Below are 26068 nucleotides of genomic sequence, written 5' to 3'. Positions count from 1 at the left end.
AGTACAGAACCCGCAGGAGTCCACCATGCCCAAAACCGTATCACCCCAGTCACGCGACTCAGGCCAATCGCGCAAGTGTCTTGCCTCCTTCGGCATTGCCGCGCTGCTGGCCATGACCGCGGCAACAGCACAAGTCGCCACAGGCACGACCGGCATCGATGCGTCGGGCAGCTTCGCGAGCGAAGTCCTGGCCTGCAACACCGGCCGTACACAGCAAGACCGCGACACCTGCCTGAAAGAAGCCCGCAATGCACAGGCTGACAAGAAGAACGGCGTGCTGGACAACTCCGGCGCGCAGTTCCGGGCCAACGCCGCCGCGCGTTGTGACGTGTTCAAGGCAGAAGAGCTGGCCGCATGCAAGGCGCGCATGCAGGGCCTGGGCAGCACCGACGGCAGCGTGGCTGGCGGCGGCGTGATCCGCGAAGTGGAAACTGTGGTGATCCCGGCCAACGGCAAAGCGGTCACGATCGAGCCCAAGACGGCTGAACCGGTGATCCTGATTCCCAAAAAGTAATCGCAAAAACCATACAGGCAAGGTCAGGGAGCAAGACGGACTCTTCAGAGTCCGTCTTTTTTTTGCCTACAAATTCTGCAAACTAGTTCTCAGCAATTGCACATGTCGTGCTGCTGCGCACACAGGCGGCGCCGCAGCCGTTACCCTTGGGCTTGTGTCCAATCGCAAACCACGTTCCATGAGCACTGACGCCGTTTTTCCCGCGGTGCTGATCGCTGCAGTCCTGGCGCTGGGCTTCTATTTCGACAGCACCGCCGTCACCCGCGATGAAGCGGCCGTGGCAGCCCCGATGGGCCCGCGCGCCGTGACCGCAGGCGCTAAAAACGAAAACGGGGCCGAAGCCCCGAAATGAAAAGTTCTGACCTGCAGGTCAGATCACGTGCAAGAGCATCAGCAAGAGCACGACAGTCAGCGGAAGTCCGAGTAGCCAGAGAATGACGGGCATCTGATTTCTCCCTGTGGGTGAAGTTGATGTTTCAACATTAACCACGCCGCGTCGCTCGGGCTGCACGACAGGCGCGCGAAGCGCCGTCAGCACGTACCTACGTTTCACCTTGCCGGCAAAGCTCAAATAGCGACAAGTTGACGCACGCCCTGCGCTTCCATGTCCTTGCCCAGACCGCGCGCAATGAACTCACCGCGCTCCATCACCAGGTAGTCGTCAGCCAGTTCCTGCGCAAAGTCGTAGTACTGCTCGACCAGCAGGATGGCCATGTCACCCCGGTCGGCGAGCATGCGGATCACGCGGCCGATGTCTTTGATGATGCTGGGCTGGATACCTTCTGTCGGCTCATCGAGAATCAACAATTTCGGCTTGGCTGCCAACGCGCGCGCAATGGCCAGTTGCTGCTGCTGGCCACCTGAAAGATCACCACCGCGGCGCCCCAGCATTTGCTTGAGCACGGGGAACAACTCATACAACTCTGCGGGCACGGGCGTTCCAGCGGGTTTGTACGCCAGGCCCATGCGCAGGTTTTCTTCCACCGTCAGCCGCGCGAAGATCTCGCGGCCTTGCGGCACAAAGCCGATGCCCGCGCGCGCACGGTTGTACGGCGTTGCGTTATGGATCGCCTTGCCCTCGAATTCAATACTGCCGGTGCGGATAGGCACCAGCCCCATCAGTGACTTCAGCAGCGTCGTCTTGCCGACGCCATTGCGTCCGAGCAGCACCGTCACGCGGCCGATCTGCGCTTGCAGGCTCACATCGCGCAGGATGTGCGAGCCGCCGTAGTACTGGTTGATGTTCTTGACGTTCAGCATGGTGTTGTGCGGCTCGTGCGTGGTGGGCGCTCTAGCGCCCGAGGTACACCTCGATCACGCGCTCATCGTTTTGCACTTGCTCCAGCGTGCCCTGCGCAAGCACCGAGCCCTCGGAGAGCACCGTGACGATTTCGGAGATCACCTTGATGAAGCTCATGTCGTGCTCCACGACCATGAGCGAATGCTTGCCCTTGAGCGTGAGGAACAGCTCGGCGGTGCGTGATGTTTCTTCATCTGTCATGCCCGCCACGGGCTCATCGAGCAGCAGCAGCTTCGGGTCTTGCATGAGCAGCATGCCGATCTCCAGCCACTGCTTCTGGCCATGGCTCAGCGTGCCCGCCAGGCGCGTCACGCTATCGGCCAGATGAATCGTGTGCAGCACTTCGGCCACGCGGTCGCTCTCGCCGGAATCGAGGCGGAAGAACATCGATGCCTTCACGCCCTTGTTCGTCTTGAGTGCGAGTTCGAGGTTTTCGAACACAGTGAGCTGCTCGAATACCGTGGGTTTCTGGAACTTGCGGCCAATGCCCATCTGCGCAATTTCAGGTTCGGTGTAGCGCAGCAAGTCGATGGTGCTGCCGAAGAACACTGTGCCGCTGTCGGGCCGCGTCTTGCCGGTGATGATGTCCATCATCGTGGTCTTGCCGGCACCGTTCGGGCCGATGATGCAGCGCAGCTCGCCGGGCGCGATGTCGAGCGAGAGGTTGTTGATCGCCTTGAAGCCATCAAAGCTCACCGTCACGTCTTCGAGGTACAGGATGCGGCCATGCGTGACATCGACTTCGCCCGCCGTATGCGGCCGCGCGAAGCCCGCCGAGCGCCCGCCCGATTCGGTCTTGCCGCGCAGCACTTGCTCCTTGCGCTCCAGGCGCTTGGCACCTTCTTCGAACAGGTCGGGCGTCATTTGCGCAGCTTCGCCTTCACTTGTTTGACCAGGCCCACCACACCATTCGGCAGGAAGAGCGTGACGGCGATGAACAGTGCGCCCAGGAAGTAGAGCCAGAACTCGGGCGCGACCACCGTGAGCCAGCTCTTGGCGCCATTGACGATGAACGCGCCGACGATGGGCCCGATCAGCGTGGCGCGGCCGCCCACCGCTGCCCAGATCGCGATCTCAATGGAGTTGGCTGGGCTCATCTCGCTCGGGTTGATGATGCCGACTTGCGGCACATAAAGCGCGCCTGCAATGCCGCACATCATGGCGGAGATCGTCCAGATGGTGAGCTTGTAGCCGATCGGGTTGTAGCCGGAGAACATGACGCGCGTTTCCGCATCGCGAATGGCTTGCAGCACACGGCCGAACTTGCTGGCAACCAGCCACCTGCCGAACAGGAAGAAGACGAGCAGCGTCACGCCGGTGAGCACGAAAAGCGTCATGCGCATCTGCGGCGTTTGCACGGGAATGTCGAGGATGCGCTTGAAGTCGGTAAAGCCGTTGTTGCCGCCAAAACCTGTTTCATTGCGAAAGAACAGCAGCATCGCGGCGAACGTCATGGCCTGCGTGATGATGGAGAAATACACGCCCTTGATGCGCGAGCGGAAGGCGAAGAAGCCGAAGATGAAAGCGACGATGCCCGGCACGGCCACCACCAGAAACAGCGTGGCGCCGAAGCTGCCCGAGAACGTCCAGTGCCACGGCAGCGCTTTCCAGTCGAGGAACACCATGAAGTCGGGCAGGTCGGAGTGGTATTGACCGTCGCGGCCGATCTGGCGCATGAGGTACATGCCCATCGCATAGCCGCCGAGTGCAAAGAACAGGCCGTGGCCCAGCGAGAGGATGCCGGTGTAGCCCCAGATCAAGTCCATGGCCAGCGCGCAGATGGCGTAGCACATGATCTTGCCGACCAGCGCGACTGCATACGCGCTCATGTGGAAGGGGCTGCTCTGAGGCACGACAAGATTGAGCAGCGGCGCGACAGCGCAGACGATGATCAGCGCGACCAGCCACGCCGTCCAGCCGGCGCCACTTAACACCCTCTCCCTCTGGGGGAGGGCCGGGGTGGGGGCACTCGGTGCACTGGCAAGCAGTGTGGTGGGCGTAACGGCCGCTGTGCCCCCACCCTGCCCTCCCCCGGAGGGGGAGGGTTCTGAAGTCAGGGCATCCGTCTGGTTCACAGCGGTCATGCCTCAGCACTCCGGCCCTTCATCGCGAAGATGCCCTGCGGCCGCTTCTGGATGAAGATGATGATCAGCACGAGCACAGCGATCTTCGCGAGCACGGCGCCGGCCCAGCCTTCAAGAAACTTGTTGAGGATGCCCAGGCCCAGCGCGGCATACACAGTGCCTGCCAGCTGCCCCACACCGCCGAGCACCACCACCATGAATGAATCGACGATGTAGCCCTGCCCCAGGTCAGGCCCCACATTGCCGATCTGGCTCAGCGCACAACCGGCCAGCCCCGCAATGCCGGAGCCGAGCGCAAAGGCGTACGTGTCGATGCGCGCGGTGTTCACACCCATGCACGAAGCGATCGGTCGGTTCTGCGTCACGCCGCGCACGAACAGGCCCAGGCGTGTGCGAGCAATGAGCAGCGCCATGCCCACGAGCACTGCGAAAGCGAAGCCGATGATGATGATGCGGTTCCACGGCAGCTGCAGGTTGCCCATCACCACCACACCGCCGGACATCCAGCTGGGGTTTTCAACGCCGACGTTCTGCGCACCGAACACGCTGCGCACGAGCTGCTGCAGCATCAGGCTGATGCCCCAGGTGGCCAGCAACGTCTCCAGCGGGCGGCCATATAAAAAGCGGATCACGCTGCGCTCAAGAATCGCACCCATCACGGCAGACGCTGCAAACGCAACCGGCACAGCAGCGATGAGGTACCAGTCGAAGCTGCCCGGCAGGTACTGGCGAAACAGGCCCTGCACCACATACGTGGCGTAGGCGCCGATCATCATCAGCTCGCCGTGCGCCATGTTGATCACGCCCATCAACCCGTACGTGATCGCCAGGCCCAGCGCCACGAGCAGCAGGATCGAGCCGAGGCTGATGCCCGAGAAGATCGCGCCGACTTTGTCGCCCCATGCCAGCGCCGCCTCCACCGTGCGCAGCGCTGCTTCCAGCGCGGACTTCACGTCGGCTTCTGTCTCGACCTTGATGCGTTCGATCAGCAGCGTCTTGGTGTTCGGGTTCGTGCTCTGTGACAGCAGCTTGATGGCGTCGAGCCGCTTGGCTTTGTCGCTCGAAGCGAGCAACACGGACGCGCGAATCAGTGCAAGGTTCTCCTTCAACTGCGGGTTGGCTTCTGCCGCGAGCGCCTTCTCGATGAGAGGCAGCTTCGTCTCTTCGGTGTCGTTCTGCAAAGTCTTGATGGCTGCCGCGCGCTCCTTGTCGTCTTTGGAGAACAGGCGCAGCGAGGCCATCGCGGTATCGAGTTCACCGCGCATGCGGTTGTTGTTCACGACGTCTTCTGCGTCGGCAGGCAAGGGCACTTCAGCGCCTGTGACGGGGTCGAATGCCTTGTCGTTCTTCACGATCACGGGCTTGCCCGCGGCGATCTTCACCGCGTCGTCCACCATCGCCTGGATGAACGCGGCCGTCTTGTCGTCTGCTGCCGCCACGGCCTTGTTCAGCGCTTCAATGCGCGCATCACTCTCGCCCACCGCCATGGCTTGCGCTTCTGCAGGCGTCAGGGCGTGAGCGTGAACGGCAAAGAGTGCGGCGAGTAAAAGAAGAAAGCGAATGAGCATTGAACAACCTGTAGAAATGAAAGCACGCCTTCATTTCTGCAGGCTCCTTCCCCCTCTGGGGGAAGGTCGGGATGGGGGCACACCACAGCGTCAATTCAAAACACGCAGCGTGCCCCCACCCCAGCCCTCCCCCAACGGGGGAGGGAGCAAGGCAAGAATTACTTCTTCGCGATCACGGGCTCGTCAGGCTTCTTGTCGTTGCCTTCGATGTACGGCGACCACGGCTTGGCCTTCACGGGGCCTGGGGTCTTCCACACCACGTTGAACTGGCCGTCGGCCTTGACTTCGCCGATGAATACCGACTTGTGCAGGTGGTGGTTCTTCTCGTCCATCTTCGAGACGATGCCCGACGGTGCTTTGAACGTCTGGCCCGCCATCGCAGCGATGACCTTGTCGGTGTCGGTGGACTTGGCCTTCTCAACAGCCTGCTTCCACATGTGGATGCCGATGTAGGTGGCTTCCATCGGGTCGTTGGTCAAAGGCTTGTCAGCACCGGGCAACTTCTTGGCCTTCGAATAGGCAGCCCACTGCTTGATGAATGCGTCGTTGGTCGGGTTCTTGATCGACATGAAGTAGTTCCATGCAGCCAGGTGACCCACCAGCGGCTTCGTGTCCACGCCGCGCAGTTCTTCTTCGCCCACCGAGAAGGCGACAACCGGCACGTCCTTGGCCTTCAGGCCTGCGTTGCCGAGTTCCTTGTAGAAGGGCACGTTCGAATCGCCATTGATGGTGGAGACCACTGCGGTCTTGCCACCGGCAGAGAACTTCTTGATGTCGGCGACGATGGTCTGGTAGTCGCTGTGGCCGAACGGCGTGTACTTCTCGTCGATGTCGGCTTCCTTCACGCCCTTGCTCTTGAGGTAGGCGCGCAGGATCTTGTTGGTCGTGCGGGGATAGACGTAGTCCGTGCCCAGCAGCACCCAGCGCTTGGCGCCGCCGCCTTCCTTGGACATCAGGTAGTCCACAGCGGGAATGGCTTGCTGGTTAGGCGCAGCACCCGTGTAGAACACGTTCTTGGAGAGCTCTTCACCTTCGTACTGCACGGGGTAGAACAGCAGGCCGTTCATTTCTTCAACGACCGGCAGCACCGACTTGCGCGACACGGAAGTCCAGCAGCCGAAGATGACCGAGACCTTGTCCTGGCCGAGCAACTGCTTAGTCTTTTCAGCAAATAGCGGCCAGTTGGAGGCCGGGTCGACCACCACCGGCTCGAGCTTCTTGCCCAGCACGCCGCCCTTGGCGTTGATTTCGTCGATGGCCATCAGGACGGTGTCCTTGAGCACTGTTTCGGAAATGGCCATCGTGCCCGACAGGCTGTGCAGCACGCCGACCTTGATGGTGTCGGCAGCGTGTGCCGGCAGCACCGACAAGCTGGCCAGCGCGACCGCTGCCGTCAGCGCCTTGAGTGTGAAACGACGTTGCATGAGTGATGCTCCTTGGCAATCAAAAAAAAGAGAAGAAACGAAGAAGGAACTGCTGGAAATTTCGCCCTGCGCACGCCGCAAACGGAATGCTTCAAGGACGAGTTGATTCTGGTTGGGGGGTATTCGCGCGGCTATACGACACATGGCGTACGCGCCAGTGCAGCGGCATCGTCACCGGCGGCAGCTACACCGTCGCGCTCGGCCGCAAAAGTGCCTGCGGGCCAAACCGGCCTGCGCGTTGGCACCTTCAGCACATCGTTGGTGATGACGCTGACGTACAACCCGTGAATCGCACAGACCTGAAGACTCATACAGAATGGGGATTTGCTATCGGCGGAAATCATCGGCATGCGACATACGATCCGCGCGGCACTTGTGTACTTCACCATCGTGATGGGCTGCGGCTTCGCGCTCGGCGTGATCCGCGTTCCGTTTCTCGTCCCACGTATCGGCGAGCGCTGGGCAGAGCTGGCTGAAATGCCGGTCATGGCGGGCGTGATTTACTTTGCAGCCGGGTTGATCTTGCGGCGCTTTCCTGCGATTGCTTCTCCTGGCCGATCATTGGCAGCGGGTTTTCTCGCCCTTGCGCTGGCGGTTGCTGCAGAGATGGGGCTTGCCGTTGCCCTGCAAAGCCAGACGTTGATCGAGTACATCAACAGCCGCGACAAAGTGTCCGGCTCTGTGTACATCGCCTTGCTGCTCGTATTTGCCATGATGCCCAGACTTCGTTTGCGGGCCAGTCCTTGACGCCCAAGCAAATAGCTGCAAGAAACGAAAGTTATCCAGCTGATCAAGGAGAAATCCATGGCCCACGGCTCATGTCTTTGCGGCGCAGTCCACTTCAGTGCCGAACTTCCCACCAAATGGGTTGCTCACTGCCATTGCAACTACTGCCGCCGAGCGCACGGCGCGCCGTTTGTCACGTGGGCCGGGTTCCTTGATCATCAGTTCGCAATCGACGCCGATAGCGAACAGCCGGCCTGGTACGAATCCAGCCCCGGTGCGAAGCGCGGCTTTTGCTCGCGCTGCGGCAGCCCCATGTTTTTCCAGTCCACGCGCTGGCCCGGCGAAATGCATGTGGCGCGGGCGCTGTTTGCCGATCCGCTCGACAAGGAGCCGAGCGCGCACGTCTTCTACGAAAGCCATGTCGAGTGGCTCGACATCAAGGACGATTTGCCAAAGAAGGTGAGCACCGCACCACCGCCATGACCTCCCACGCCGTTGCGGCGCCGATGCCGCAGCGCGACAACGTTACCCCTCGAACTGCGGCTGCAACTGCCGCAGCCGTTGCATCGCCATCGAAGCCGCCGCCGTGCGCGTCTCGACGCCCAGCTTCGCGAAGATGCGCTCCAGGTGCTTCTTCACCGTGGCAGGGCTTGAGCCCAGGATGTCGGCGATGTCGCGGTTGATCTTGCCCTTCACAACCCAGTAGAGCACTTCCGATTCGCGCGCCGTGAGTTTGAACGCAAGGCCAAGCGACTCGATCACCGCGCTGTCCGACACTTCACGCATCACGATCAACCAGTCGTCGTCGCCCGTTTGCTGGTGCAGGCGGAATGTGAGGCGGCGCGAGCCTTTGTCGGTGGTCAGGCGCGGCGGCTCGATCTGTTGCTCGGCCTCCTTCAGATGCCTGCGCAGCCAGTCCACAACAATGGCCGGCGTTTCGGGTGCGGCGGTGCCGTAGTAGTTCATGAGCAACTCACGCGCCAGCGGCGTCTGCCACATCAGCTTGCCGTCACTCGCACGCACGGTGATGCTCGCGTAGCCGAATGCATCGAGCGCATTGCGCGTTTGCCGCGCCTGCCGCGCGCCCTGCATGTGCACGCCCATGCGCGCGAGCACTTCCTTGGGCTTGATCGGCTTGGTGACGTAGTCGACACCGCCTGCCTCGAGTGCTGCAACCAGGTGCTCGGTCTCGGTCAGGCCCGTCATGAAAATGATCGGTATGTGCGCGGTGAGCGCCGTGGCCTTCAACCGCTTCGCCACTTCAAAGCCGTCCATGCCCGGCATCATCGCGTCGAGCAGCACGATGTCGGGCAGGGCCTGCGATGCGCGTTGCAGCGCTGCCTCGCCGCTTGTCGCCACGAGCACGGTGTAGCCCGACTCGTCGAGCGCGTCGTGCAGCACGGCGAGGTTGTCGGGCACGTCATCGACGATCAGCACCACGTCGCTGACATTGCGGTCGAACGTGGCGGGTGTGGGGTATTGCGGTCGGGCACTCATCGGGGTGTTTCCTCTACGGGCGGCACTGCTTCAAGCAGCTTGCGGGTCATGGCTTCGAACTGGAACTGGCGCGCCATCTCGCGCATGGCCGCTGTGAAGCGCGCGCATTCGGGCTGCGCGTTGTCGATGGCGTCGAGCTGGCCTTGTATGCCGCGGTAGTAGCCCAGCTGCACGGCTTGCTGTAGCAAGCCCATCGCGTCTTGCGCGGGCCAGACCCACGTGTCGGCGGCGGCAGGCGCAGCGGGCACTGCAACGGGCGCGGGCGCGTCGAGCCAATCGAGCTGCAGCTGGCGCTCCAGCCAGTCGAGCAGCTCGCTGTGGCGCACGGGCTTGAGGATGAAGTCTTCCGCACGCACGCCCGCATCGTTGTCGAGGTTCTTGTCGAACGCATTGGCCGAGACGACTGCCACCTTCGCGTGCACATTGCCTGATGCGCGCAGCCGGCGGATCGTCTCCCAGCCGTCGATGCCGGGCATGGCAAGGTCTATCAGGATCACATCGGGCGCGAGGCCCGCGGCGAGCAGGTCGAGCGCGTCATGGCCGCTGGCTGCCGTGCGCAGTTCGAAGCCGATGGGCTCGAGCAGTTGCACGAGCAATTCGCGATCAGCCTCTTCGTTGTCCACCACCAGAATCCGCCGCCGTGCGCCCGCATAGGCACGACGCGCGCGCGGTGCAGCGGGCGCAGCCGCCTTGGCTTCACTGCGCACTTCAGGCAGGAACAGTTTGATGTGAAATTTGGAGCCTGCCCCCGGCGTGCTGTCCACGGTGAGCTCGCCGCCCATCAGGTCCGTGAGCATCTTCGCAATCGTCAGGCCCAGCCCTGCACCGGGCGCTGACTGGCTGGCGCTTGCGCCGCGCGCAAACGGCTCGAAGATCTGGTCGAGTTCTTCGCGCGACATGCCCGGGCCGGTGTCTTCAATGTCGATCCACGCCATCTCGCGCGCATGCCGCACGCGGAACACCACTTCACCACGGCTGGTGAACTTGATCGCGTTGCCCAGCAGGTTGATCAGAATTTGCCGCACACGCTTTTCGTCGGCGCGCACGGCCTCGGGCAGCGCGCCTTGCGCCTCGAAGCGGAACGCCAAGCCCTTGCCGCTCGCCTGCAGCTCAAACATGCCGGCCATCTCATTGACCATGTCGGCAAACTGCATCGTCTTGACGTTCAGCGTGAGCTTGCCGCTTTCGATGCGCGCGATGTCGAGCGTGCCTTCGATCAGCGACAGCAGGTGTTCACCACCGCGCTTGATCACGTTCACTGCCTGCTTGCGATGCGGGGGCACTGCTGCGTCTTCACCCATCAACTGCGCGTAACCCAGGATCGAATTGAGCGGCGTGCGCAGCTCGTGGCTGATGGCGCTGATGTAGCGGCTCTTGGCGTGATTGGCCTGCTCTGCCGCATGCCGCGCCTGCTCTGCGGCGAGCTTGGCTTCTTCAGCGAGCTGGCGTGCGTTCTGCAGCGCTTCATCGGTTTGCCGGTGCAGCTCGATCTCGCGCATCAACAGGTGCGACTGGCGGTTCGATTCTTCCTGCGCCACCTGCCGGCTCTTGTGCGCGAGCACCAGCCACCACGCGACGATGCCCGCAATCACCACGAGCGCCATGTACGCTTTGAGAAAGCCGGACCGCAGTGAGCCTTCTGAGAACACGTCTGAATCCGGAACGGCCGTGACGGCCTGCAGTTCCTGGTGGTACAGCAGGCCGAACACGGTAGCGAGCAGCGGCACGACGATCAGCATCAGCAACAGGAAGTGGCCCAGGCCCGTGTCGAGGTACGGCCACACGCGTTTGGGCAGCAGCCAGCGCAAGGCACCTGACCACTGCGCCGAGAGGCTCGCGTGCGGCTTGCACAAGTCGCCGCAACGCGCATCGAGCGTGCAGCACAGCGAGCAGATCGGCCCTTGGTAGGCGGGGCAATGCGCCATGTCCGGGCCTTCGTAGTCGCGCTCGCAGATCACGCAGCGCTGGGTCTGCAAAGGCTGGTACTGGGAAAGATCACGCTCATCTTGCCTTGCGATGTAGTAGCGGCCCCTTGTCGCCCACGCAATGAGCGGTGAAGTGACGAACGCCACCCCCAGCGCGATCACCGCAGAGAACGCCTGCGCCGTTGGCCCGAACACGCCCAGGTGCGCGGGAATCGACAACGCCGACGCGAGCGCCATCGAGCCCACACCCACCGGGTTGATGTCGTACAGGTACGCGCGCTTGAACTCGATGCCAGGCGGCGACAAACCCAGCGGCTTGTTGACGACCAGGTCAGCCACCACGGCCATCATCCACGCGATAGCGACGTTGGAGTACAGGCCAAGCACATCGCCCAGCGCCTGGAACACATTCATCTCCATCAGCATGAAAGCGATGAGCGTGTTGAACACCACCCACACCACGCGCCCGGGGTGGCTGTGCGTGATGCGTGAGAAGAAGTTCGACCACGCGAGCGAGCCTGCATACGCGTTCGTCACGTTGATCTTCAGCTGCGAGATCACCACGAAGATCGCCGTGGCCGCCACGGCCCAGCCGTAGTTCGGGAACACGTACTCATACGCCGCGAGGTACATCTGGTTCGGATCGACAGCGCGGTCGGGCGGCACCATATGCGTGATCGCCAAGTAGGCGAGCAACGCGCCGCCCAGCATCTTCAAAACGCCCAGCACGACCCAGCCCGGCCCACCCGCAAGCACGCCAAACCACCACGCCTTCCTGTTCGCCTCGGTCTTCGCGGGCATGAACCGCAGGTAGTCCGCCTGCTCGCCCATTTGCGTGATGAGCGCGATACCGACAGTGAGCGCAGCACCGAAGAGGTGCAGATTGAACGCCGCCGTCTCGCCTTTCTCACCAGTGAAGTGCACGATGCCGGCAAACGCCCCAGGATCGCGCATCAGCACATACACGAACGGCACGACGAGCATCACCAGCCACAGCGGCTGCGTCCACACCTGCAGCCGGCTGATGGCCGACACGCCGTGCGTGACCAGCGGCACCACGACCAGCGCGCAAATGAGATAGCCCCACACAGGCGGAATGCCCAGCGCCAGATCGAGCGCGTAGGCCATCACGGCGGCTTCAAGCGCGAAGAAGATGAACGTGAACGACGCGTAGATGAGCGACGTGATCGTCGAGCCGATGTAGCCAAAGCCCGCGCCGCGCGTGAGCAGGTCCATGTCCACGCCATAGCGCGCGGCATAGATGCTGATCGGCAGGCCGGTGAGGAAGATGATCAGGCCCGTGGCGATGATGGCCCAGAAGGCATTGAGGAAGCCGTATTGCACGAGCAGCGTGGCGCCGACTGCTTCGAGAATCAGGAACGATGCCGCGCCAAACGCCGTGTTGGCGACGCGGAACTCCGACCACTTGCGAAAGCGCTGCGGCGTGTAGCGCAGCGCATAGTCTTCCATCGTCTCGCTTGCCACCCAGCTGTTGTAGTCGCGGCGCACCTTGACGACGCGCTGTGGCGCGTCTTCATTGGCCGGGCGCTGTGGCGCGTCTTCGTTGGCCGGGCGCTGTGGCGCGTCTGCCGGGTGGATAGGAATAACAGTGCTCAGGGGCTGGCTCACAGAGCCATTGCGCACATTCCGTGCCCGCAATGCGCCAAACGGCGTATGGGCGGGCATGGGCCTTGCACTAAGATGGAACACGCTCTTTTGCCCCGCCAACTGGTCCCCTATGGAACTGACTCCCCGCGAAAAAGACAAGCTGCTGATCTTCACGGCGGGCCTGCTCGCCGAACGGCGCAAGGCACGCGGCCTGAAGCTCAATTACCCCGAAGCCGTGGCGCTGATTTCTGCGGCGGTGATGGAAGGCGCGCGTGACGGCAAGACCGTGGCGCAGCTCATGTCGGAAGGCCGCAGCGTGCTCACACGCGCCGACGTGATGGAAGGCGTGGCCGAGATGATTCCTGATATCCAGGTCGAAGCGACCTTCCCGGACGGCACCAAGCTCGTCACCGTGCACCAACCGATTGTTTGAGGCAGGAGTTGCTCCATGCGAAGCTTGAAACGCATTGCCGTCGTATCGGCATTGATCACCACAGCCACCAACGCACTGGCACACGGCGGGCATGCCGTCGAAGGCGCGCACTGGCACGCGAGCGACGCGTGGGGCTTTGTCGTGGTCATGGCGCTGGCCGCAGCAGCCGTCCTGTTCTCACGCGGCGATCGCTGAGAGCACCGCGATGATTCCCGGCGAACTCTTCACTGACGAAGGCGACCATGTGCTCAATCCGGGCCGCCGCGCGATCACCGTGATCGTGCAAAACACCGCGGACCGGCCCATCCAGGTCGGCTCGCACTATCACTTCGCGGAGACGAACGGCGCGCTGCAATTCGACCGTGACGCAGCGCGCGGCATGCGGTTGAACATTGCGTCGGGTACGGCGGTGCGCTTCGAGCCGGGGCAACAACGCACTGTCGAACTGGTCGATTTCTCAGGCGACAGGAAGATCTACGGCTTTCGCGGCCTCGTGCAAGGAAGCGTTTAAGACATGGCAACCATTGGCCGCCGCGGCTATGCGGAAATGTTCGGGCCCACCAAAGGCGATCGCGTTCGACTGGCCGATACCGATCTGGTGATTGAGGTCGAAGACGACTACACGCTGCGCGCGGGTGGCTATGGCGAAGAAGTGAAGTTCGGCGGCGGCAAGACGATTCGTGATGGCATGGCGCAGTCGCAGCGCACACGCGTCGAGGGATCCGTTGATTGCGTAATGACGAACGCGCTCATCATCGACCACTGGGGCATCGTCAAGGCTGACATCGCCATCAAGGACGGGCGCATTGCCGCCATCGGCAAAGCCGGCAATCCGGATACGCAACCCGGTGTAGACATCATCATCGGCCCCGGCACGGAAGTGATCTCGTGCGAGGGCAATATCGTGACTGCGGGTGGCATCGACAGCCACATTCACTTCATTTGCCCGCAACAGATTGAAGAGGCGCTGGCGTCAGGTGTGACAACGATGCTCGGCGGCGGCACAGGCCCCGCCACGGGCACATTCGCGACGACCTGCACGCCCGGCCCCTGGAACATCGAGCGCATGCTGCAAGCCGCCGATGCGTTCCCGATGAACCTGGGCTTTCTCGGCAAGGGCAATGCGAGCCTGCCCGCTGCGTTGCACGAACAGATCGACGCCGGCGTGATCGGCCTGAAGCTGCATGAAGACTGGGGCACGACGCCCGCCGCGATCAGCAATTGCCTCGATGTGGCCGAGTTGACCGACACGCAGGTGGCGATTCACAGCGACACGCTGAATGAATCAGGCTTTGTCGAGAACACGATTGCAGCAACGAAGGGCCGCGGCCTGTGCGCCTTCCACACCGAAGGTGCGGGTGGCGGGCATGCACCGGACATCTTGCGTGTGGTCGGTGAGGCGAACTTCCTGCCGTCGTCCACCAATCCAACGATGCCGTACACGCGCAACACGCTCGACGAGCACGTCGATATGTTGATGGTGTGCCACCACCTTGACCCGGCGATTGCAGAAGACCTGGCCTTCGCCGAAAGCCGCATCCGCAAGGAGACAATTGCCGCTGAAGACGTGCTGCATGACTTGGGCGCGATCAGCATGATGTCGAGCGACTCGCAGGCGATGGGCCGAGTCGGTGAAGTGATCATGCGCACGTGGCAGACGGCGCACAAGATGAAGGTGCAGCGCGGCGCGTTGCCGGGCGACGGTGCGCGCAACGACAACTTCCGCGCGAAGCGCTACATCGCCAAGTACACGATCAACCCTGCGATTTCGCACGGCATCAGCCATGAAGTGGGCAGCATCGAGCCGGGCAAGTGGGCCGACCTGGTCGTGTGGAAGCCAGCGTTCTTCGGCGTGAAGCCGGCATTGATTTTGAAGGGTGGCTTCATTGCAATGGCGGCGATGGGCGACCCGAATGCGTCGATCCCTACGCCGCAGCCCGTGCACTACCGGCCGATGTTCGGCAGCTTTGGTGGCGCTGTGGCCAAGGGTTCCTTGACGTTTGTATCGCAGGCTGGACTGGCTGGTGGCATCAAGGAGAAGTTCGGTCTTGCGAAGAACCTGTGTGCCGTGAAGAACATCCGCGGTGTGCGCAAGCAGGACCTGATCCACAACGGCTATCTGCCGAAGATGGAGATCGATCCGCAGACGTACGCTGTGCGCGCTGATGGGGTGTTGCTGACTTGTGAGGCAGCCACTGTGCTGCCGATGGCGCAGCGCTACTTCCTGTTTTGAGTCGTGCCGGTCTGGTGGTGGCGGTTCGCACTACCATCCACCCATGCTCCAAGTCTCGAAAGTACTCTCCCAGGGCCACGGCCTGGCCAAAGTCCTGCTCAAACGCGCAGCCACCGTCGAGCTCGACTGGGATGTGCGGCAGAAAAGCCGCTTCGACTGCACCGACTCGCAGGGCCGCCACCTTGGCGTGTTCCTGCCGCGCGGCACACTCGTGCGCGGTGGCGACGTGCTCGTTGCCGAAGATGGCTCGCTGATCCAGGTGATCGCTGCGCCGCAACCCGTGCTCGTCATCACACATTGCAAGGAACACGGCACGCCGTTTGACTTGACTCGTGCGGCCTACCATCTGGGCAACCGGCATGTCGCGATTGAACTCAAGCCCGACCACCTGAAGATCGAACCCGACCATGTGCTTGCCGACATGCTGCGCGCCATGCATTTGATCGTGCATGAACAAACCGTGGCGTTCGAGCCCGAAGGCGGCGCGTACAGCTCGGGCGGCGGGCATGGCCACTCACATGGGCATGGGCATGACCACGATCACGCGCATGGGCACGACCATGCCCACACGCCCGCCACCCAAGGCGTCGGCCCCCTCGCCCACGGCGCGTACGGAGACGATGGTCACGACCACCACGCTCACTGACGACGCGCTGCTCAGCCTGATCTGGCTCGCGTCGCCCGCGCTGCCCGTGGGCGGCTTCTCTTATTCCGAAGGGCTGGAGGCCGCGGTCGAAGGCGGCCACGTCACTGATGAAACCACCGCCAGCGAATGGCTCGCGCAGCAACTGCACCTGACGCTTGCTCGCGCTGATCTCGGCGTGATCGCGCAAGCCGTCGATGCGTTTCGCGTGAACGACATCGCGCAGGTTCGCGAACTCGACCAGTGGATTTTGCAGACACGCGAGACGAGCGAGCTGCGCGCGCAAACCGAGCAGATGGGCCGCTCGCTCGGCGAGTGGATGCGCACACTCGATGCATCCAACTCACCGCAGGCACCGCAAGAGCCCAACGCCAACTGGACGTACCCGATTGCCTTTGCGCTGGCCGCATCGCGCGGCGCAGCCAGCACGCGCGCCATCCTGCTCGCATTCACCTTCGGCTGGGCCGAGAACATGATGCAGTCGGCCATCAAGTCGATTCCGCTGGGCCAGAGCTCGGGCCAGCGCATCCTGGCGCGGCTGGCCAGGGAAATTCCTGCGGCGGTGGACCACGCTTTACAACTGTCTGCCGACGCGCGGCAGGCTTTCTCGCCTATGCTGGCAATCCTGTCGGCGCAGCACGAAACACAGTACTCACGATTGTTCCGCTCATGACCCTGCACCACATCGCCAACCGCACCAAAAAACTTCCGCCGCTGCGAGTGGGCATAGGCGGCCCCGTCGGCTCGGGCAAGACCACGCTGCTGGAAATGCTGTGCAAGGCCATGCGCGAGAAGTACGACCTCGTCGCCATCACGAACGACATCTACACCAAGGAAGACCAGCGCATCCTCACCGTGAGCGGCGCGCTCGCGGCCGAACGAATCATGGGTGTGGAAACCGGCGGCTGCCCACACACGGCGATCCGTGAAGACGCGTCGATCAACCTCGAAGCGATTGACCGCATGCTGGAGGACTTTCCCGATGCGGACATCGTGTTCGTCGAATCGGGCGGTGACAACCTCGCGGCCACCTTCAGCCCCGAACTCTCCGACCTCACCATCTACGTGATCGACGTGGCAGCCGGCGAGAAAATTCCGCGCAAGGGCGGGCCAGGCATCACCAAGAGCGACTTGTTCGTGATCAACAAGACGGACCTCGCGCCGTATGTGGGCGCCAACCTCGACGTGATGGAAGCGGACACCAAGCGCATGCGGCGCGACAAACCCTTCGTCATGACCAACCTCAAGACCAACACGGGCCTGGCGGAAGTGGTCGAATTCATCGAACGCAAAGGCATGCTGGAGCACACATGAAACGCAGGAAGTTTCTCAGCACATCCACCACCATGGCGTGGGCCTCGGTTGCGGCGCTGTCGGCTTGTGGCGGCGGCGGTGGTGGTGGCAGCCCCGCGCCCGTTCCTTCGCCGAGCCCGTCGCCCAGCCCGACACCGGCACCAGGCCCCACACCCGCGCCCAGCCCGACACCCACGCCCGCGCCTGTCACAGGCCCTGCCTGGGCCATGCTCGGGCGCAACGCGCAGCACACGGCCGTGAGCGCAATTGCCACGCAGGACATGAACCGCATCGGCTGGAGCACGCCGGTCGACCTCGCGCCGCAATACACCTCGGGCGGCGCGCTGCTGGCGCACTACGGCACGCCTGTGATCACGACGCAGAACACGGTGGTGATCCCGGTGAAGACGGGGCCTACGTCGGGCTTTCGCGTCGAGGCGCGCAATGGCGCTGATGGCTCGCTGATCTGGTCGCAAACCTCCGACTACGTGATGCCTACGCACAACTGGGTGCCCACCTACAACGCGGTGCTCACGCCTGCGGGCCGCGCGTATGCGCCGGGTGCAGGCGGCAAGCTGTTGATGCGTGTGTCGGCAGACAATGCCGGGGCCTTCACGAACGTGGTGTTCTACGGCTCGGCAGCGTATGACGCCAACCCGGCGGCATTCAACACGACCGTGTTCATCAACACGCCCATCACCAGCGACAGCGCAGGCAATCTCTTCTTCGGCTTTGTCGTCACCGGCACGAACCCGGCAGGCCTGCAAAGCGGATTCGCGCGCGTGGACGCAGCGGGCAACGGATCGTGGGTGCCTGCGACCACGATCGCCGGCGACGCGACGATTGCGAAGTGCGCGATGAACTGCGCGCCGGCCCTCTCGCCGGATGAGGGCACGGTGTACATCGCTGTCAACAGCACCGCCGTCACCGGCACGCCTGCCTTTGGCTACCTGCTGGCGTTGAACAGCACCACGCTCGCGCTGCGCAACAAGGTGCTACTGCTCGACCCCGTGACGGGCTTGCGCGCACGTGTCGAAGACAACGGCACATCGTCGCCCGCTGTCGCCAGTGATGGCCGCGTGTTCCTCGGTGTGCTCGACAACCCGTTTGCCTCGCACAATGCGCGCGGCTGGATGCTGCAGTTCACCAGCACGCTGGCTAGCGCCGGCGCGCCGGGCAGCTTCGGCTGGGACGTGACGCCGTCGATCATTCCGGCGGGCATGGTGCCGGGCTACGTCACAACGTCCACCTATCTCATCGCGGTGAAGTACAACAACTATCAGGGCATCGGCTCCGGCAACGGCGCGAACCGGCTGGCCGTGCTCGACCCATCGCAGACACAAATCGACTTCATCTCCGGCAACACGGTGATGCGTGAGGTGCGCACCATCACCGGCCCGACCTTCGAGCCGGGCAGCAGCGTGGCTGTGAAGGAGTGGTGCATCAACACCATGGCAGCCGACCCGGCCGGCAACACCATCATCGCCAACAGTGAAGACGGCGTGCTGTACCGCTGGCACCTGCCGAGCAACACGTTCACGCAGAGCATCCGCATCACAAACGGCCTCGGCGAGGCGTACACGCCCACGGCCATCGGGGCGGACGGCACGGTGTACGCGATAGGCAATGCGAAGCTGTTCGCCGTGAAGGCCTAAGTCTCGACGCGCTACCCATCCGGGAACGACTGCTGGCAACCCGTTACGAAACGGGCTCAGGGAGCGGTCGTAGGTTAGGAGTAGCAGCATGCGAGTAGGCGCAGCGAGCAGGATTTCGCTTCCCGAAACAGACAACGCGTGGCCATTGAACGAGCGTCAGCTGCAGTTCTGGTGCCAGCATCCACCGTCGTGGCTCAGTGACAGCGTGAAGGGCAAGTGCGAGTCGCTGCGCGAGCAAGTCGCGCGGATCGCGGGTGCGTCGGCGCTCTCGCTCGATGAACGGTGCGAGAAGTATGTGCAAGTGCTGGGGCGCACGACACCGCGGCGCAGTTCCATCGTGGACCTGGCACTGAACACGCAGCACGGTGAAATTGCAGGAGCTGTGTTGCTTGGCCTGCTGGGGTCCGGCGCGCAGCCTGATGAAATTCAGGCGATGCTCTTGCGCGCGGGCATCGATGTGGCGCGGGTGAGCGCCGCTGTGCGAGCGTTGCCCGACGATGGATCGGGCTGGGCAGATGAATTGGCCGATGAAATCGACGCGCTGGGGCAACGCCAGAGGCAGCCCAGTGCCGACCATGCCTGCGCAGCAGAGCAGGCACCAGTGCGCATCGTGCTACCCCGAGCCGAAGCGGTCGAACCCCAACCGCGGCGGACTGATCCCGCGTAGCACCTAGAATACGGGCCTTGCGGAGAGTTGGCAGAGCGGTTGAATGCACCGGTCTTGAAAACCGGCGACGTTGAAAGACGTCCGTGAGTTCGAATCTCACACTCTCCGCCACCCCTACGGCTTATTCGGATCGACAGTTCCGTTCTTGCCCGTATCCGGATTCTGATTGCCCTTCGTCGACCAGTTGTTGGCCTTGGTCTTATCGGGGCTGGTGGCACGGTGCGGTGCCACGTACGTGCCGTCTTTCTTCACATAGCCTCTCACGCGAGGAGCAGCTTTCCCAGCGGCACGGCATAGCGCTCAACCCAACAGCGCCGCCGTCAACGCCAGGTTGACGTAGTAGTTGCCGCGCCCGATCTTCTGCTTCTTGACGAATCCGCCGGCTTCAAGCGCCTCAAGGTACCGGGTCGCGGTCAAGCGCGACACCTGCAAATCGCGTTGCACAAAGTCGATCTTTGTGTACGGATGCGAGAACAGGTTGTTGATCAAGTCCTGGCTGTAAAACCTGTAGCCGGCACGAATGCGATGCTTGTAATCAAAGAGCGCTGACTTGATCGAGTTGATGGTGGTAATTGCTTGCCCGGCCGTTTGCTCGACACCATCGAGCAGATACAGCACCCACTCTTCCCATGAGTCCTCTACGCGCACCGATTGCAGGAGTCGGTAGTAGTCGGCCTTGGTTCGCACGATATGACTACTGAGATACAGCACCGGAATATCGAGCAGGCCTTCCTTCACCAGGTAGAGCACATTCAGGATTCGGCCTGTCCGCCCGTTGCCGTCGTAAAACGGGTGAATGCTCTCGAACTGATGATGAATCAGTGCCATCTTGATCAGGGGGTCGACATCCAGCAGGTCAGGCTCGTTGATGAACCGCTCCAGATCTCGCATGAGCGACACGATCTCTGTCGGGTCTTGCGGTGGTGTGTAGATCGTATGGCCGGCACCATCTTTGAGTGCAGTGCCGGGCAGCTTGCGAAAGCCAGCGTTGTTGCGTTCCAGCTCGGCCTGCATTTCGACGATGTGATTGGCAGTGAGAAGCCCACTGCTGCGCACGCGCTCGAAACCAACACGCAGGGCTTGCCTGTACCGCAACACTTCTTTGGCGGCCGGGTTCGCGAAGGCTTCCGGTAGCACGTCGTCCTTGAACAGCTCATCATGGGTCGTGATGATGTTCTCTATCTCCGAGCTGTCCTTGGCCTCCTGTAAACCCAAAGTGTTGATCAGGATGCCCTGATTGGGGATGGACGCAGCGGTGCCCTTCAGCTCAGCCAGGCGGCGGCTGCTGCTGCTGGCCAGCTTCTTGAGGATCGCTGGGGTCTCGAACCGGGCCGCGGACAGTTTTTCGAGCGGAGCTAGGGAAGGCATGCGAGGTGGCCTAAAAGAGGTGACGTGTATAGAAAATCGCGATTTCTATACATATTAATGCGACGTGTATAGAAATCGCGCCTTTTTGATCACATCGCCCCGCCGCGCCCCGACCGCCTGACATCCCGCAGCATGAACAGATACAGGCTCTCAACTTTCTCCCGCGCCCACGGCGTCTTGCGCAGGAACTTGAGGCTTGACGCTACGCTGGGGTCCGTCGTGAAGCAGCGAACTGGGATGCGCTCGCCAAGGCCCGCCCAGCCGTAGTGGGCCTGTAGCGCAGTGACGATCGCTTCCAGGGTCAAGCCATGCAATGGGTTGCGAGGCTGTGGCGAAGGCGGCTGTATGGGTTGATCGGCCATGTTGATGCTGACTTCAAGGAGTGGGCACCAGCCCCACCCCATCCACCTGCGGCGGCACCGCCGCCCCCATCATCTGCATCACCGTCGCCGTCACCTGCGGCGTGGTCACCTTGCCCATGCGCGCACCCGGCTCAAACCCTGGCCCGCACATCAACACAAACCCCTCTGACGAATGCCCGCCCGTGCGGAAGAACGGCGCTGGCCCGACGCGGCCGAGCGTGGGGTGATCGGCCACATCCGTCTCCACATCTTCGCGCCACACCACCATCAGATCCGCCGCTGAGAGTTGCACCGCATCGTCGAACGGGCCTTGCCGCACACGGATCACGTCTTGCACCAGGCGCTCGCCGCTGCGCGGATCGACGATCTGCTTGGCCAGCGCAGTGAGTTCGTCGCACAGCGCGTCGAACGATTCCGGTGGCACGCCACCATCGCCGTCGCGGCCCGCCACGTTGATGCGGATCAGCCCTTCGGAATAGCCGGGCAGCACGAACGCGCGCATCTTGTGCCACTGGTCGCGATACCAGTTGCCCGGGTCCCAGTCGAGTGGGTCGCCGCGCTTTTCCTGCTCGTAGGGCGACTCTAGGGTGTCGTTGCCGTGGGGCGTGCGCAGCGCCCACACTTCTTCGCGCCAGTGGCGCGTGTAGTCGGCTCGCGGCGCAGGCACGGGCTCGCCCGCCGCACCGCCTGTGAACGCAGCTTTGCCGGTGCTCCAGCGATAGAGCAGCTCGGGCAACAGGAACATCGCATACAGGTCGATCGCGTTGCCCACCATGCCGTGCGGCGAAAACAGGATGACCTGCGCGTCTTGCGGCGCGGCGGCCAGCAGCTCGCCCAGGCCTGTGTCGATGGCCTGCACGATCTCGAGCATCCAGTCGCCTTGCGTGCCCGGCGGGCGCGTCTGCGAAAGCAGGTGCGGCTGGCTCAGGTGCCAGAAGATGTGGCCGGCCGTGTGCGCCTCGGCATACGTCGCCATGAACAGGTCCCACCGTTCGCGCGCCATCACGTCTTTCAAGATGGCCGTGCGCTGCCCGATGGCGGCGAGCAGCATCGCCTTGACTTCAGCCAGCCGCGTGTAGTCGTACGCGCTGGGGATGCGATACGACAGTGTCTCGGCGCCGTCGTCGGCATTGGTGATCGTGTCGTAGAGCGGGTGGCGGCCATGCTTGTCGATCAACTCGCGCATCAGGCCCGGGGGTTGTGATTGCCGCAGGATCTGGTTCACTTCGGTGCCCCAGCCAAGCAGCTGCACACCATCCACATTCGGCACCATGCGCGTGAGCGGTATGTCGAACACCGCCACACGCTTGCCAGGCGCGAGCGCATAGAACGGCTGCAGTGTGTTGAAGCGGTAGGTGGCGTTCTCGTTCAGCTGGTACTTGCCTGCATCGTATTGCTGGTGGCCCCACTCGCGGCTCTTGTCGATGGTGCAGCCTTGCAGGAACGTGAGCCAGCTGTTCTCCACGCGATACAGGTTGGTGTTGATCTGCCGTGCATACGTGCCTTTGGCGAACAGGCGCGCGAGCACGGGCAGTTTGCCTTCGCTCACCCACCGCTCCAGCAGTTCGGGGGACATGGCGTCGATGCCAATTGCGATCACAGGTGCTGTCATGGTCAGTATCCGAATCCGTAGGGGCGAATCGCTTCGAGCTCGCCGGCGCTGGCAAAGCGCGCGGCCTGCGCAAGCCAGGGGTGCAGGCGGAAATTTACTTTCACCTCGAAGTCGTCTTTCACTCGCGCATGAAAGGCCAGCGCGTCATCGAGCACGGCCTGCGCGTCACCGCGCCTGCCCTGCGATGCATGGATGGAGGCGAGCACCATCGACGCATTGAGCGACTCGACGGGGAACAGCGCGGGCCGCCCGCCGTGCACCTGGCCAAGCTGCTCGCACGCTGCGGCAAGCCGGCCTTCGCGGTAATGCATGTAGCCGCTGAACCATGCGTAGCGCAGCCAGTGCGGGTCGCGCTGTTGCGCGCGGGCCAGGCGCCACACATAGCGCGCGTCTTTGGCTACGCGGCGCGACAGGTCAGGAAAGTGCCGCAACCGCATCGCTGACCAGCTTGCCGTGCCGCCCGCTTCGCGCAGCGACGGCTGCACTGTGTCGTGAACAAAGCCGCGGTGGTAGTGCCCCCGCCGGAAGATGCACAGCTTGTAGTCTTCGACCAGGCCTTCGTCGCCCAGGTCCGTGTCCCAGCCGCAGAACAGGCCTTCGGGCAGGGCTGCGTCGTCTTGCGCGATGAGCGCGACGAGCTCGTCGCGGTCGATGCGCTCGTCAGCATCGAGCGTCAGCACCCAGGGCGTGGTGAGCACATCGAAGCTGCGGTTGCGTTGCGGTGCCAGGGCAAAGCATTCTTCCTCCAGCAGCTCGCCTTGCAGCGGCGTGATGCCAAAGCGCTCGTGCAGCAGCTCGCGCGTGCGGTCGGTAGAGCCGGTATCAACGATCACCACCTGCTCGAACAGATCGACGATGGGAGCGAGGCAGTCCACGATGTTGTGCTCTTCGTTCTTCACCATCATGCTCAGCCCGATTTTCAGCATCCGCTCGATCCCGTTTGTTCATGCATAGAATTTGCCCAAAGGATTGTCCACTGTGTTCTACCAGCAGCTCGCATTCTGGGCGAAGGCCACGCCCACGGCGATAGCGTCGATCGCGGCGGGCCAGCGCATGACGTACGCGCAGGCGCTCAAGGGGGTCGACGGGCTCGCGGCCCACTTCACGGCAGCAGGTATCCGGCCTGGCCACCGGGTGATCGTGCCCAAGGTCAATCACATCACTTCGCTGCTGTGCCAGTTCGCGCTGGACAAGATCGGCGCGGCCACCTGCATCCTGCAAGGCGACATACCGGACTGGGTCGACAAGATCCTCGCCCACCGCAGCAGCGATGACCCGCGCACAGTGTTGATCCCGCGTGACTTGCGGCAGGCACCCGCCATCGATGTGCCCGTGCACGAGTGGAAGCTCACCGAGCCGTGCCGGCTCAAGTCGTCATCCGGCTCCACGGGCCGCATCAAGGTGATCAGCCGCTCCTACGGCTCCACTGTCGAGGGCACGGACGCAACGCAGTTCATGATGGGCGTGCGGCACGGCATGGCCGTCGCATCGCTCGTGTCGTGGGCGGGCCCGGCGACGACGATGAAGACCATCGCGTGGCTGCATGGCGCCACGCTTGTCATGCCGTCGCGGGACGAGGCGATCTGGCCTTTGCTCAATGAGCACCGGGTGAGCTTGCTGGCGGCCAGCCCCGTCAACCTGAACATGGCGATCGCGCGGGGCGAGACGTTCGAGCGCGTGCCGGGCCTGTCGATCTACCTTTTTGGCGGGCGCGCTTCGCCGACATTGGTCGAACATTACCGCCGCCATGTCACCGAAGACATCGTGATGACCTATGGCTCCACCGAAACCGGCTCCCTCATGATGCAGCCGCTGCGCGGCATGCCGGCACCGCAGGTGACGCTGGGGCGCGTGTTGCCCTCACGCGTGGTGGAAGTAGTGGCTGCTGATGGCCAGGCCGTGCCGCGCGGCCAGACGGGCTTGCTGCGGCTGCAAACGCGCCACCTGCGCCATGACGGTTATGTGCGCGAAGGCGGCGTGCTGCATCCGCTCAACGAGAAAGACCGCGAGTGGTTCCAGCCCGGTGACCTGGGCTTCATCGATGCAGATGGCCTGGTGCATGTGCTGGGCCGTGAAGACGACGTGATCAACATGGGCGGCGGCAAATTCCTCACGTCGGACCTTGCCGACGCTGTCGAGCGAAGCGGCCTCGCCACCGACCAGGCGGCGCTGAACGTGATTGCGTCTGACGGCCCGTCGCGCGCGTGCGTTGCCGTTGTATTGAAGCCGGGCGTGACGCTGGCGGAGATTCGCGCCGCGCTGAAGGAACGCTTCAAGACACTGAACCAGGTGCACATCGTGCCGTTCGCAGAACTGCCGTATCTGGCCAACGGAAAGGTGGACTATCCGCAGCTGCGCGAGAGCATTCGGGCGGTGCTGGATGGGCAGGGGGCGCAGGAAGTGGTGGGGTGAATTCGCAAGTCACCTGGCCGTATCCGCCATCAACTTCAGGTCCTCAAAGTTGAGCTCGTGAATCCTTCGAAAATCCGCCCACAGGGCCGCAGCGTCTGAGTCCTCGAGCCGGGCTGCCCCAACGTTGCTGCCGCATTGACCTGCACCAGCTTGCGCAAGTGCTGCTGCTGCCCCGCCGCTTCCAACAATTCGTGCGACATCAAAGGGAGTTTCACCAAAGTCATTCTCGATACGCGCATTCGCACCCCGCTTGGGGAGATAAAGGGCCACATCCAGCTGCCCTGCGAGAACAGCCAAGTGGATCGGTGTATTGCCAAGATCGCCAATGGCATCAATCTCGGCACCACAATCGAGCAAGACGGCAACGTCATCAATTTGCCCGGCAAACGCTGCTATGCGAAGGATCGTGTCGTCGAAAGCACCAACCTGATTGGCGCTGCGTATAGGCAAACCAACGAATTCGACATGCTTGCCGTACTTGTCAGCCATATAGGACACGGGGAGCGGCTTCAGATTCTTTTTCATCGGGCGCATTTTTCCTGCGAACATCCTTCAGGTTCTCCCACTTGTTTCTCAACTCGGTAATTTTTGTCCCTGCGCCAGCTGGCTGCATTGCCAAGTTGACGACAGTTCTTCATGGCTCAGAAAATTCTGGATACGCCCACTGCTTGCTCAATGAATGGGCGATTTCATAGGGTGATCTTTCTACTTGGCCGCAATGAAATCAGACTCGGACCCCAATTC

General features: G+C 62.8%; 27 protein-coding genes and 1 tRNA gene. 16 read left to right on the top strand and 12 right to left on the bottom strand.

Annotated elements, in window-relative coordinates:
* Nucleotides 1-25: 25 nt before the first annotated feature.
* Together GHT07_RS02270 and GHT07_RS02265 are read left to right on the top strand one after the other, a co-directional pair.
* On the top strand, nucleotides 26-514 hold the full coding sequence (locus tag GHT07_RS02270; protein WP_153583445.1) for a hypothetical protein: 489 nt from the start codon (nucleotides 26-28) through the stop codon (nucleotides 512-514).
* 178 nt (nucleotides 515-692) lie between these two features.
* A complete protein-coding gene (locus tag GHT07_RS02265; protein WP_153583444.1) occupies nucleotides 693-866 on the top strand; it encodes a hypothetical protein in 174 nt (57 codons plus the stop codon).
* A gap of 215 nt (nucleotides 867-1081) precedes the next feature.
* Here GHT07_RS02265 and urtE read toward each other — a convergent pair whose 3' ends face one another.
* From urtE to urtA, 5 genes are all read right to left on the bottom strand, one after another.
* Nucleotides 1082-1774: an urea ABC transporter ATP-binding subunit UrtE gene (urtE, locus tag GHT07_RS02260; RefSeq protein ID WP_153583443.1), complete on the bottom strand. Its 693-nt coding sequence runs from the start codon at nucleotides 1772-1774 to the stop codon at nucleotides 1082-1084.
* Between the two features lie 31 nt (nucleotides 1775-1805).
* Entirely contained in the window at nucleotides 1806-2678 is an 873-nt protein-coding gene (gene urtD / locus GHT07_RS02255) for an urea ABC transporter ATP-binding protein UrtD (RefSeq protein ID WP_153583442.1), read from the bottom strand.
* Nucleotides 2675-3748 carry an urea ABC transporter permease subunit UrtC gene (gene urtC / locus GHT07_RS02250; protein WP_323740749.1) on the bottom strand — a complete coding sequence of 358 codons (1074 nt, stop codon included), beginning with the start codon at nucleotides 3746-3748 and terminating at the stop codon, nucleotides 2675-2677. The genes urtD and urtC overlap by 4 nt, the downstream gene beginning before the upstream one ends.
* Before the next feature lie 146 nt (nucleotides 3749-3894).
* The gene (gene urtB / locus GHT07_RS02245) at nucleotides 3895-5466 is read right to left on the bottom strand and encodes an urea ABC transporter permease subunit UrtB (protein ID WP_153583440.1); all 1572 of its coding nucleotides are present in this window, start codon (nucleotides 5464-5466) and stop codon (nucleotides 3895-3897) included.
* 158 nt (nucleotides 5467-5624) lie between these two features.
* Complete coding sequence (urtA, locus tag GHT07_RS02240; protein WP_153583439.1) at nucleotides 5625-6890, bottom strand: urea ABC transporter substrate-binding protein; 1266 nt, start codon at nucleotides 6888-6890, stop codon at nucleotides 5625-5627.
* Between the two features lie 12 nt (nucleotides 6891-6902).
* On the opposite strand from urtA, the gene GHT07_RS02235 reads away from it, so the two are divergent.
* Genes GHT07_RS02235 through GHT07_RS02225 form a run of 3 tightly spaced genes read left to right on the top strand, consistent with a single transcriptional unit; the run spans nucleotide 6903 to nucleotide 8099 of the window.
* On the top strand, nucleotides 6903-7178 hold the full coding sequence (locus tag GHT07_RS02235) for a hypothetical protein (RefSeq protein WP_153583438.1): 276 nt from the start codon (nucleotides 6903-6905) through the stop codon (nucleotides 7176-7178).
* A 60-nt stretch (nucleotides 7179-7238) separates the two neighbouring features.
* The gene (locus GHT07_RS02230; RefSeq protein ID WP_153583437.1) at nucleotides 7239-7637 is read left to right on the top strand and encodes a hypothetical protein; all 399 of its coding nucleotides are present in this window, start codon (nucleotides 7239-7241) and stop codon (nucleotides 7635-7637) included.
* Nucleotides 7638-7694: 57 nt separating this feature from the next.
* A complete protein-coding gene (locus GHT07_RS02225) occupies nucleotides 7695-8099 on the top strand; it encodes a GFA family protein (protein ID WP_153583436.1) in 405 nt (134 codons plus the stop codon).
* 42 nt (nucleotides 8100-8141) lie between these two features.
* On the opposite strand, the gene GHT07_RS02220 is transcribed toward GHT07_RS02225, so the two are convergent.
* The gene (locus GHT07_RS02220; RefSeq protein ID WP_153583435.1) at nucleotides 8142-9113 is read right to left on the bottom strand and encodes a response regulator transcription factor; all 972 of its coding nucleotides are present in this window, start codon (nucleotides 9111-9113) and stop codon (nucleotides 8142-8144) included.
* Nucleotides 9110-12667, bottom strand: coding sequence for a hybrid sensor histidine kinase/response regulator (locus tag GHT07_RS02215; protein ID WP_407646587.1), 3558 nt, complete (start codon nucleotides 12665-12667; stop codon nucleotides 9110-9112). The genes GHT07_RS02220 and GHT07_RS02215 overlap by 4 nt, the downstream gene beginning before the upstream one ends.
* 109 nt (nucleotides 12668-12776) lie before the next feature.
* On the opposite strand from GHT07_RS02215, the gene ureA reads away from it, so the two are divergent.
* The 10 genes from ureA to GHT07_RS02165 all read left to right on the top strand — a co-directional run bounded on the left by ureA (nucleotide 12777) and on the right by GHT07_RS02165 (nucleotide 19681).
* A complete protein-coding gene (ureA, locus tag GHT07_RS02210; RefSeq protein ID WP_153583433.1) occupies nucleotides 12777-13079 on the top strand; it encodes an urease subunit gamma in 303 nt (100 codons plus the stop codon).
* Nucleotides 13080-13094: 15 nt separating this feature from the next.
* Nucleotides 13095-13274: a hypothetical protein gene (locus GHT07_RS02205; RefSeq protein WP_153583432.1), complete on the top strand. Its 180-nt coding sequence runs from the start codon at nucleotides 13095-13097 to the stop codon at nucleotides 13272-13274.
* 10 nt (nucleotides 13275-13284) lie between these two features.
* Entirely contained in the window at nucleotides 13285-13590 is a 306-nt protein-coding gene (locus GHT07_RS02200; protein ID WP_153583431.1) for an urease subunit beta, read from the top strand.
* Nucleotides 13591-13593: 3 nt separating this feature from the next.
* Complete coding sequence (ureC, locus tag GHT07_RS02195) at nucleotides 13594-15312, top strand: urease subunit alpha (RefSeq protein ID WP_153583430.1); 1719 nt, start codon at nucleotides 13594-13596, stop codon at nucleotides 15310-15312.
* Nucleotides 15313-15355: 43 nt separating this feature from the next.
* Nucleotides 15356-15958, top strand: coding sequence for an urease accessory protein UreE (gene ureE, locus GHT07_RS02190; protein WP_153583429.1), 603 nt, complete (start codon nucleotides 15356-15358; stop codon nucleotides 15956-15958).
* Nucleotides 15933-16628 (top strand): urease accessory protein UreF, encoded by a 696-nt coding sequence (locus tag GHT07_RS02185; protein ID WP_228488153.1) that lies wholly within the window; start codon nucleotides 15933-15935, stop codon nucleotides 16626-16628. The genes ureE and GHT07_RS02185 overlap by 26 nt, the downstream gene beginning before the upstream one ends.
* Nucleotides 16625-17269 (top strand): urease accessory protein UreG, encoded by a 645-nt coding sequence (gene ureG / locus GHT07_RS02180; protein WP_153583427.1) that lies wholly within the window; start codon nucleotides 16625-16627, stop codon nucleotides 17267-17269. Before GHT07_RS02185 ends, ureG begins: the two co-directional genes overlap by 4 nt.
* Nucleotides 17266-18903 carry a hypothetical protein gene (locus GHT07_RS02175; RefSeq protein ID WP_153583426.1) on the top strand — a complete coding sequence of 546 codons (1638 nt, stop codon included), beginning with the start codon at nucleotides 17266-17268 and terminating at the stop codon, nucleotides 18901-18903. Before ureG ends, GHT07_RS02175 begins: the two co-directional genes overlap by 4 nt.
* A gap of 88 nt (nucleotides 18904-18991) precedes the next feature.
* The gene (locus GHT07_RS02170) at nucleotides 18992-19570 is read left to right on the top strand and encodes a hypothetical protein (RefSeq protein WP_153583425.1); all 579 of its coding nucleotides are present in this window, start codon (nucleotides 18992-18994) and stop codon (nucleotides 19568-19570) included.
* 21 nt (nucleotides 19571-19591) lie between these two features.
* Nucleotides 19592-19681, top strand: a tRNA-Ser gene (locus GHT07_RS02165).
* 189 nt (nucleotides 19682-19870) lie between these two features.
* Here GHT07_RS02165 and GHT07_RS02160 read toward each other — a convergent pair.
* From GHT07_RS02160 to GHT07_RS02145, 4 genes are all read right to left on the bottom strand, one after another.
* Nucleotides 19871-20938, bottom strand: a complete 1068-nt coding sequence (locus tag GHT07_RS02160) for a Fic family protein (protein WP_153583424.1) — start codon at nucleotides 20936-20938, stop codon at nucleotides 19871-19873.
* An 89-nt stretch (nucleotides 20939-21027) separates the two neighbouring features.
* Nucleotides 21028-21300: a VF530 family protein gene (locus GHT07_RS02155; RefSeq protein ID WP_153583423.1), complete on the bottom strand. Its 273-nt coding sequence runs from the start codon at nucleotides 21298-21300 to the stop codon at nucleotides 21028-21030.
* A 13-nt stretch (nucleotides 21301-21313) separates the two neighbouring features.
* On the bottom strand, nucleotides 21314-22912 hold the full coding sequence (locus GHT07_RS02150; RefSeq protein WP_153583422.1) for an alkaline phosphatase family protein: 1599 nt from the start codon (nucleotides 22910-22912) through the stop codon (nucleotides 21314-21316).
* Between the two features lie 2 nt (nucleotides 22913-22914).
* Nucleotides 22915-23817, bottom strand: a complete 903-nt coding sequence (locus GHT07_RS02145; RefSeq protein WP_194792791.1) for a glycosyltransferase — start codon at nucleotides 23815-23817, stop codon at nucleotides 22915-22917.
* 73 nt (nucleotides 23818-23890) lie between these two features.
* Here GHT07_RS02145 and GHT07_RS02140 point away from each other — a divergent pair, with 73 nt between their 5' ends.
* Nucleotides 23891-25324, top strand: coding sequence for a class I adenylate-forming enzyme family protein (locus GHT07_RS02140; protein ID WP_323740780.1), 1434 nt, complete (start codon nucleotides 23891-23893; stop codon nucleotides 25322-25324).
* 9 nt (nucleotides 25325-25333) lie between these two features.
* Here the strand turns inward: GHT07_RS02140 and GHT07_RS02135 are convergent, their stop codons facing one another.
* Nucleotides 25334-25849: an ankyrin repeat domain-containing protein gene (locus GHT07_RS02135; protein WP_194792789.1), complete on the bottom strand. Its 516-nt coding sequence runs from the start codon at nucleotides 25847-25849 to the stop codon at nucleotides 25334-25336.
* Between the last annotated feature and the right edge of the window lie 219 nt (nucleotides 25850-26068).

The organism is Caenimonas koreensis DSM 17982, assembly GCF_009646335.1.
GTDB classification, from domain to species: domain Bacteria; phylum Pseudomonadota; class Gammaproteobacteria; order Burkholderiales; family Burkholderiaceae_C; genus Ramlibacter; species Ramlibacter koreensis.
Note: the sequence above shows the minus strand (reverse complement) of the source record. Positions and strands in the feature narration are given on the sequence as shown.

What these genes read in the sequence shown, in the direction of transcription:
- GHT07_RS02220 (WP_153583435.1), bottom strand. Translation starts at nt 9,113, where the DNA reads ATGAGTGCCCGACCGCAATACCCCACACCCGCCACGTTCGACCGCAAT.
- GHT07_RS02145 (WP_194792791.1), bottom strand. Translation starts at nt 23,817, where the DNA reads ATGATGGTGAAGAACGAAGAGCACAACATCGTGGACTGCCTCGCTCCC.
- GHT07_RS02200 (WP_153583431.1), top strand. Translation starts at nt 13,285, where the DNA reads ATGATTCCCGGCGAACTCTTCACTGACGAAGGCGACCATGTGCTCAAT.
- GHT07_RS02270 (WP_153583445.1), top strand. Translation starts at nt 26, where the DNA reads ATGCCCAAAACCGTATCACCCCAGTCACGCGACTCAGGCCAATCGCGC.
- GHT07_RS02230 (WP_153583437.1), top strand. Translation starts at nt 7,239, where the DNA reads ATGCGACATACGATCCGCGCGGCACTTGTGTACTTCACCATCGTGATG.
- GHT07_RS02170 (WP_153583425.1), top strand. Translation starts at nt 18,992, where the DNA reads ATGCGAGTAGGCGCAGCGAGCAGGATTTCGCTTCCCGAAACAGACAAC.
- GHT07_RS02265 (WP_153583444.1), top strand. Translation starts at nt 693, where the DNA reads ATGAGCACTGACGCCGTTTTTCCCGCGGTGCTGATCGCTGCAGTCCTG.
- ureE (WP_153583429.1), top strand. Translation starts at nt 15,356, where the DNA reads ATGCTCCAAGTCTCGAAAGTACTCTCCCAGGGCCACGGCCTGGCCAAA.
- ureC (WP_153583430.1), top strand. Translation starts at nt 13,594, where the DNA reads ATGGCAACCATTGGCCGCCGCGGCTATGCGGAAATGTTCGGGCCCACC.
- GHT07_RS02185 (WP_228488153.1), top strand. Translation starts at nt 15,933, where the DNA reads ATGGTCACGACCACCACGCTCACTGACGACGCGCTGCTCAGCCTGATC.
- urtD (WP_153583442.1), bottom strand. Translation starts at nt 2,678, where the DNA reads ATGACGCCCGACCTGTTCGAAGAAGGTGCCAAGCGCCTGGAGCGCAAG.
- GHT07_RS02150 (WP_153583422.1), bottom strand. Translation starts at nt 22,912, where the DNA reads ATGACAGCACCTGTGATCGCAATTGGCATCGACGCCATGTCCCCCGAA.
- urtE (WP_153583443.1), bottom strand. Translation starts at nt 1,774, where the DNA reads ATGCTGAACGTCAAGAACATCAACCAGTACTACGGCGGCTCGCACATC.
- GHT07_RS02135 (WP_194792789.1), bottom strand. Translation starts at nt 25,849, where the DNA reads ATGAAAAAGAATCTGAAGCCGCTCCCCGTGTCCTATATGGCTGACAAG.
- GHT07_RS02155 (WP_153583423.1), bottom strand. Translation starts at nt 21,300, where the DNA reads ATGGCCGATCAACCCATACAGCCGCCTTCGCCACAGCCTCGCAACCCA.
- GHT07_RS02225 (WP_153583436.1), top strand. Translation starts at nt 7,695, where the DNA reads ATGGCCCACGGCTCATGTCTTTGCGGCGCAGTCCACTTCAGTGCCGAA.
- ureA (WP_153583433.1), top strand. Translation starts at nt 12,777, where the DNA reads ATGGAACTGACTCCCCGCGAAAAAGACAAGCTGCTGATCTTCACGGCG.
- GHT07_RS02175 (WP_153583426.1), top strand. Translation starts at nt 17,266, where the DNA reads ATGAAACGCAGGAAGTTTCTCAGCACATCCACCACCATGGCGTGGGCC.
- GHT07_RS02205 (WP_153583432.1), top strand. Translation starts at nt 13,095, where the DNA reads ATGCGAAGCTTGAAACGCATTGCCGTCGTATCGGCATTGATCACCACA.
- urtB (WP_153583440.1), bottom strand. Translation starts at nt 5,466, where the DNA reads ATGCTCATTCGCTTTCTTCTTTTACTCGCCGCACTCTTTGCCGTTCAC.
- urtA (WP_153583439.1), bottom strand. Translation starts at nt 6,890, where the DNA reads ATGCAACGTCGTTTCACACTCAAGGCGCTGACGGCAGCGGTCGCGCTG.
- GHT07_RS02160 (WP_153583424.1), bottom strand. Translation starts at nt 20,938, where the DNA reads ATGCCTTCCCTAGCTCCGCTCGAAAAACTGTCCGCGGCCCGGTTCGAG.
- ureG (WP_153583427.1), top strand. Translation starts at nt 16,625, where the DNA reads ATGACCCTGCACCACATCGCCAACCGCACCAAAAAACTTCCGCCGCTG.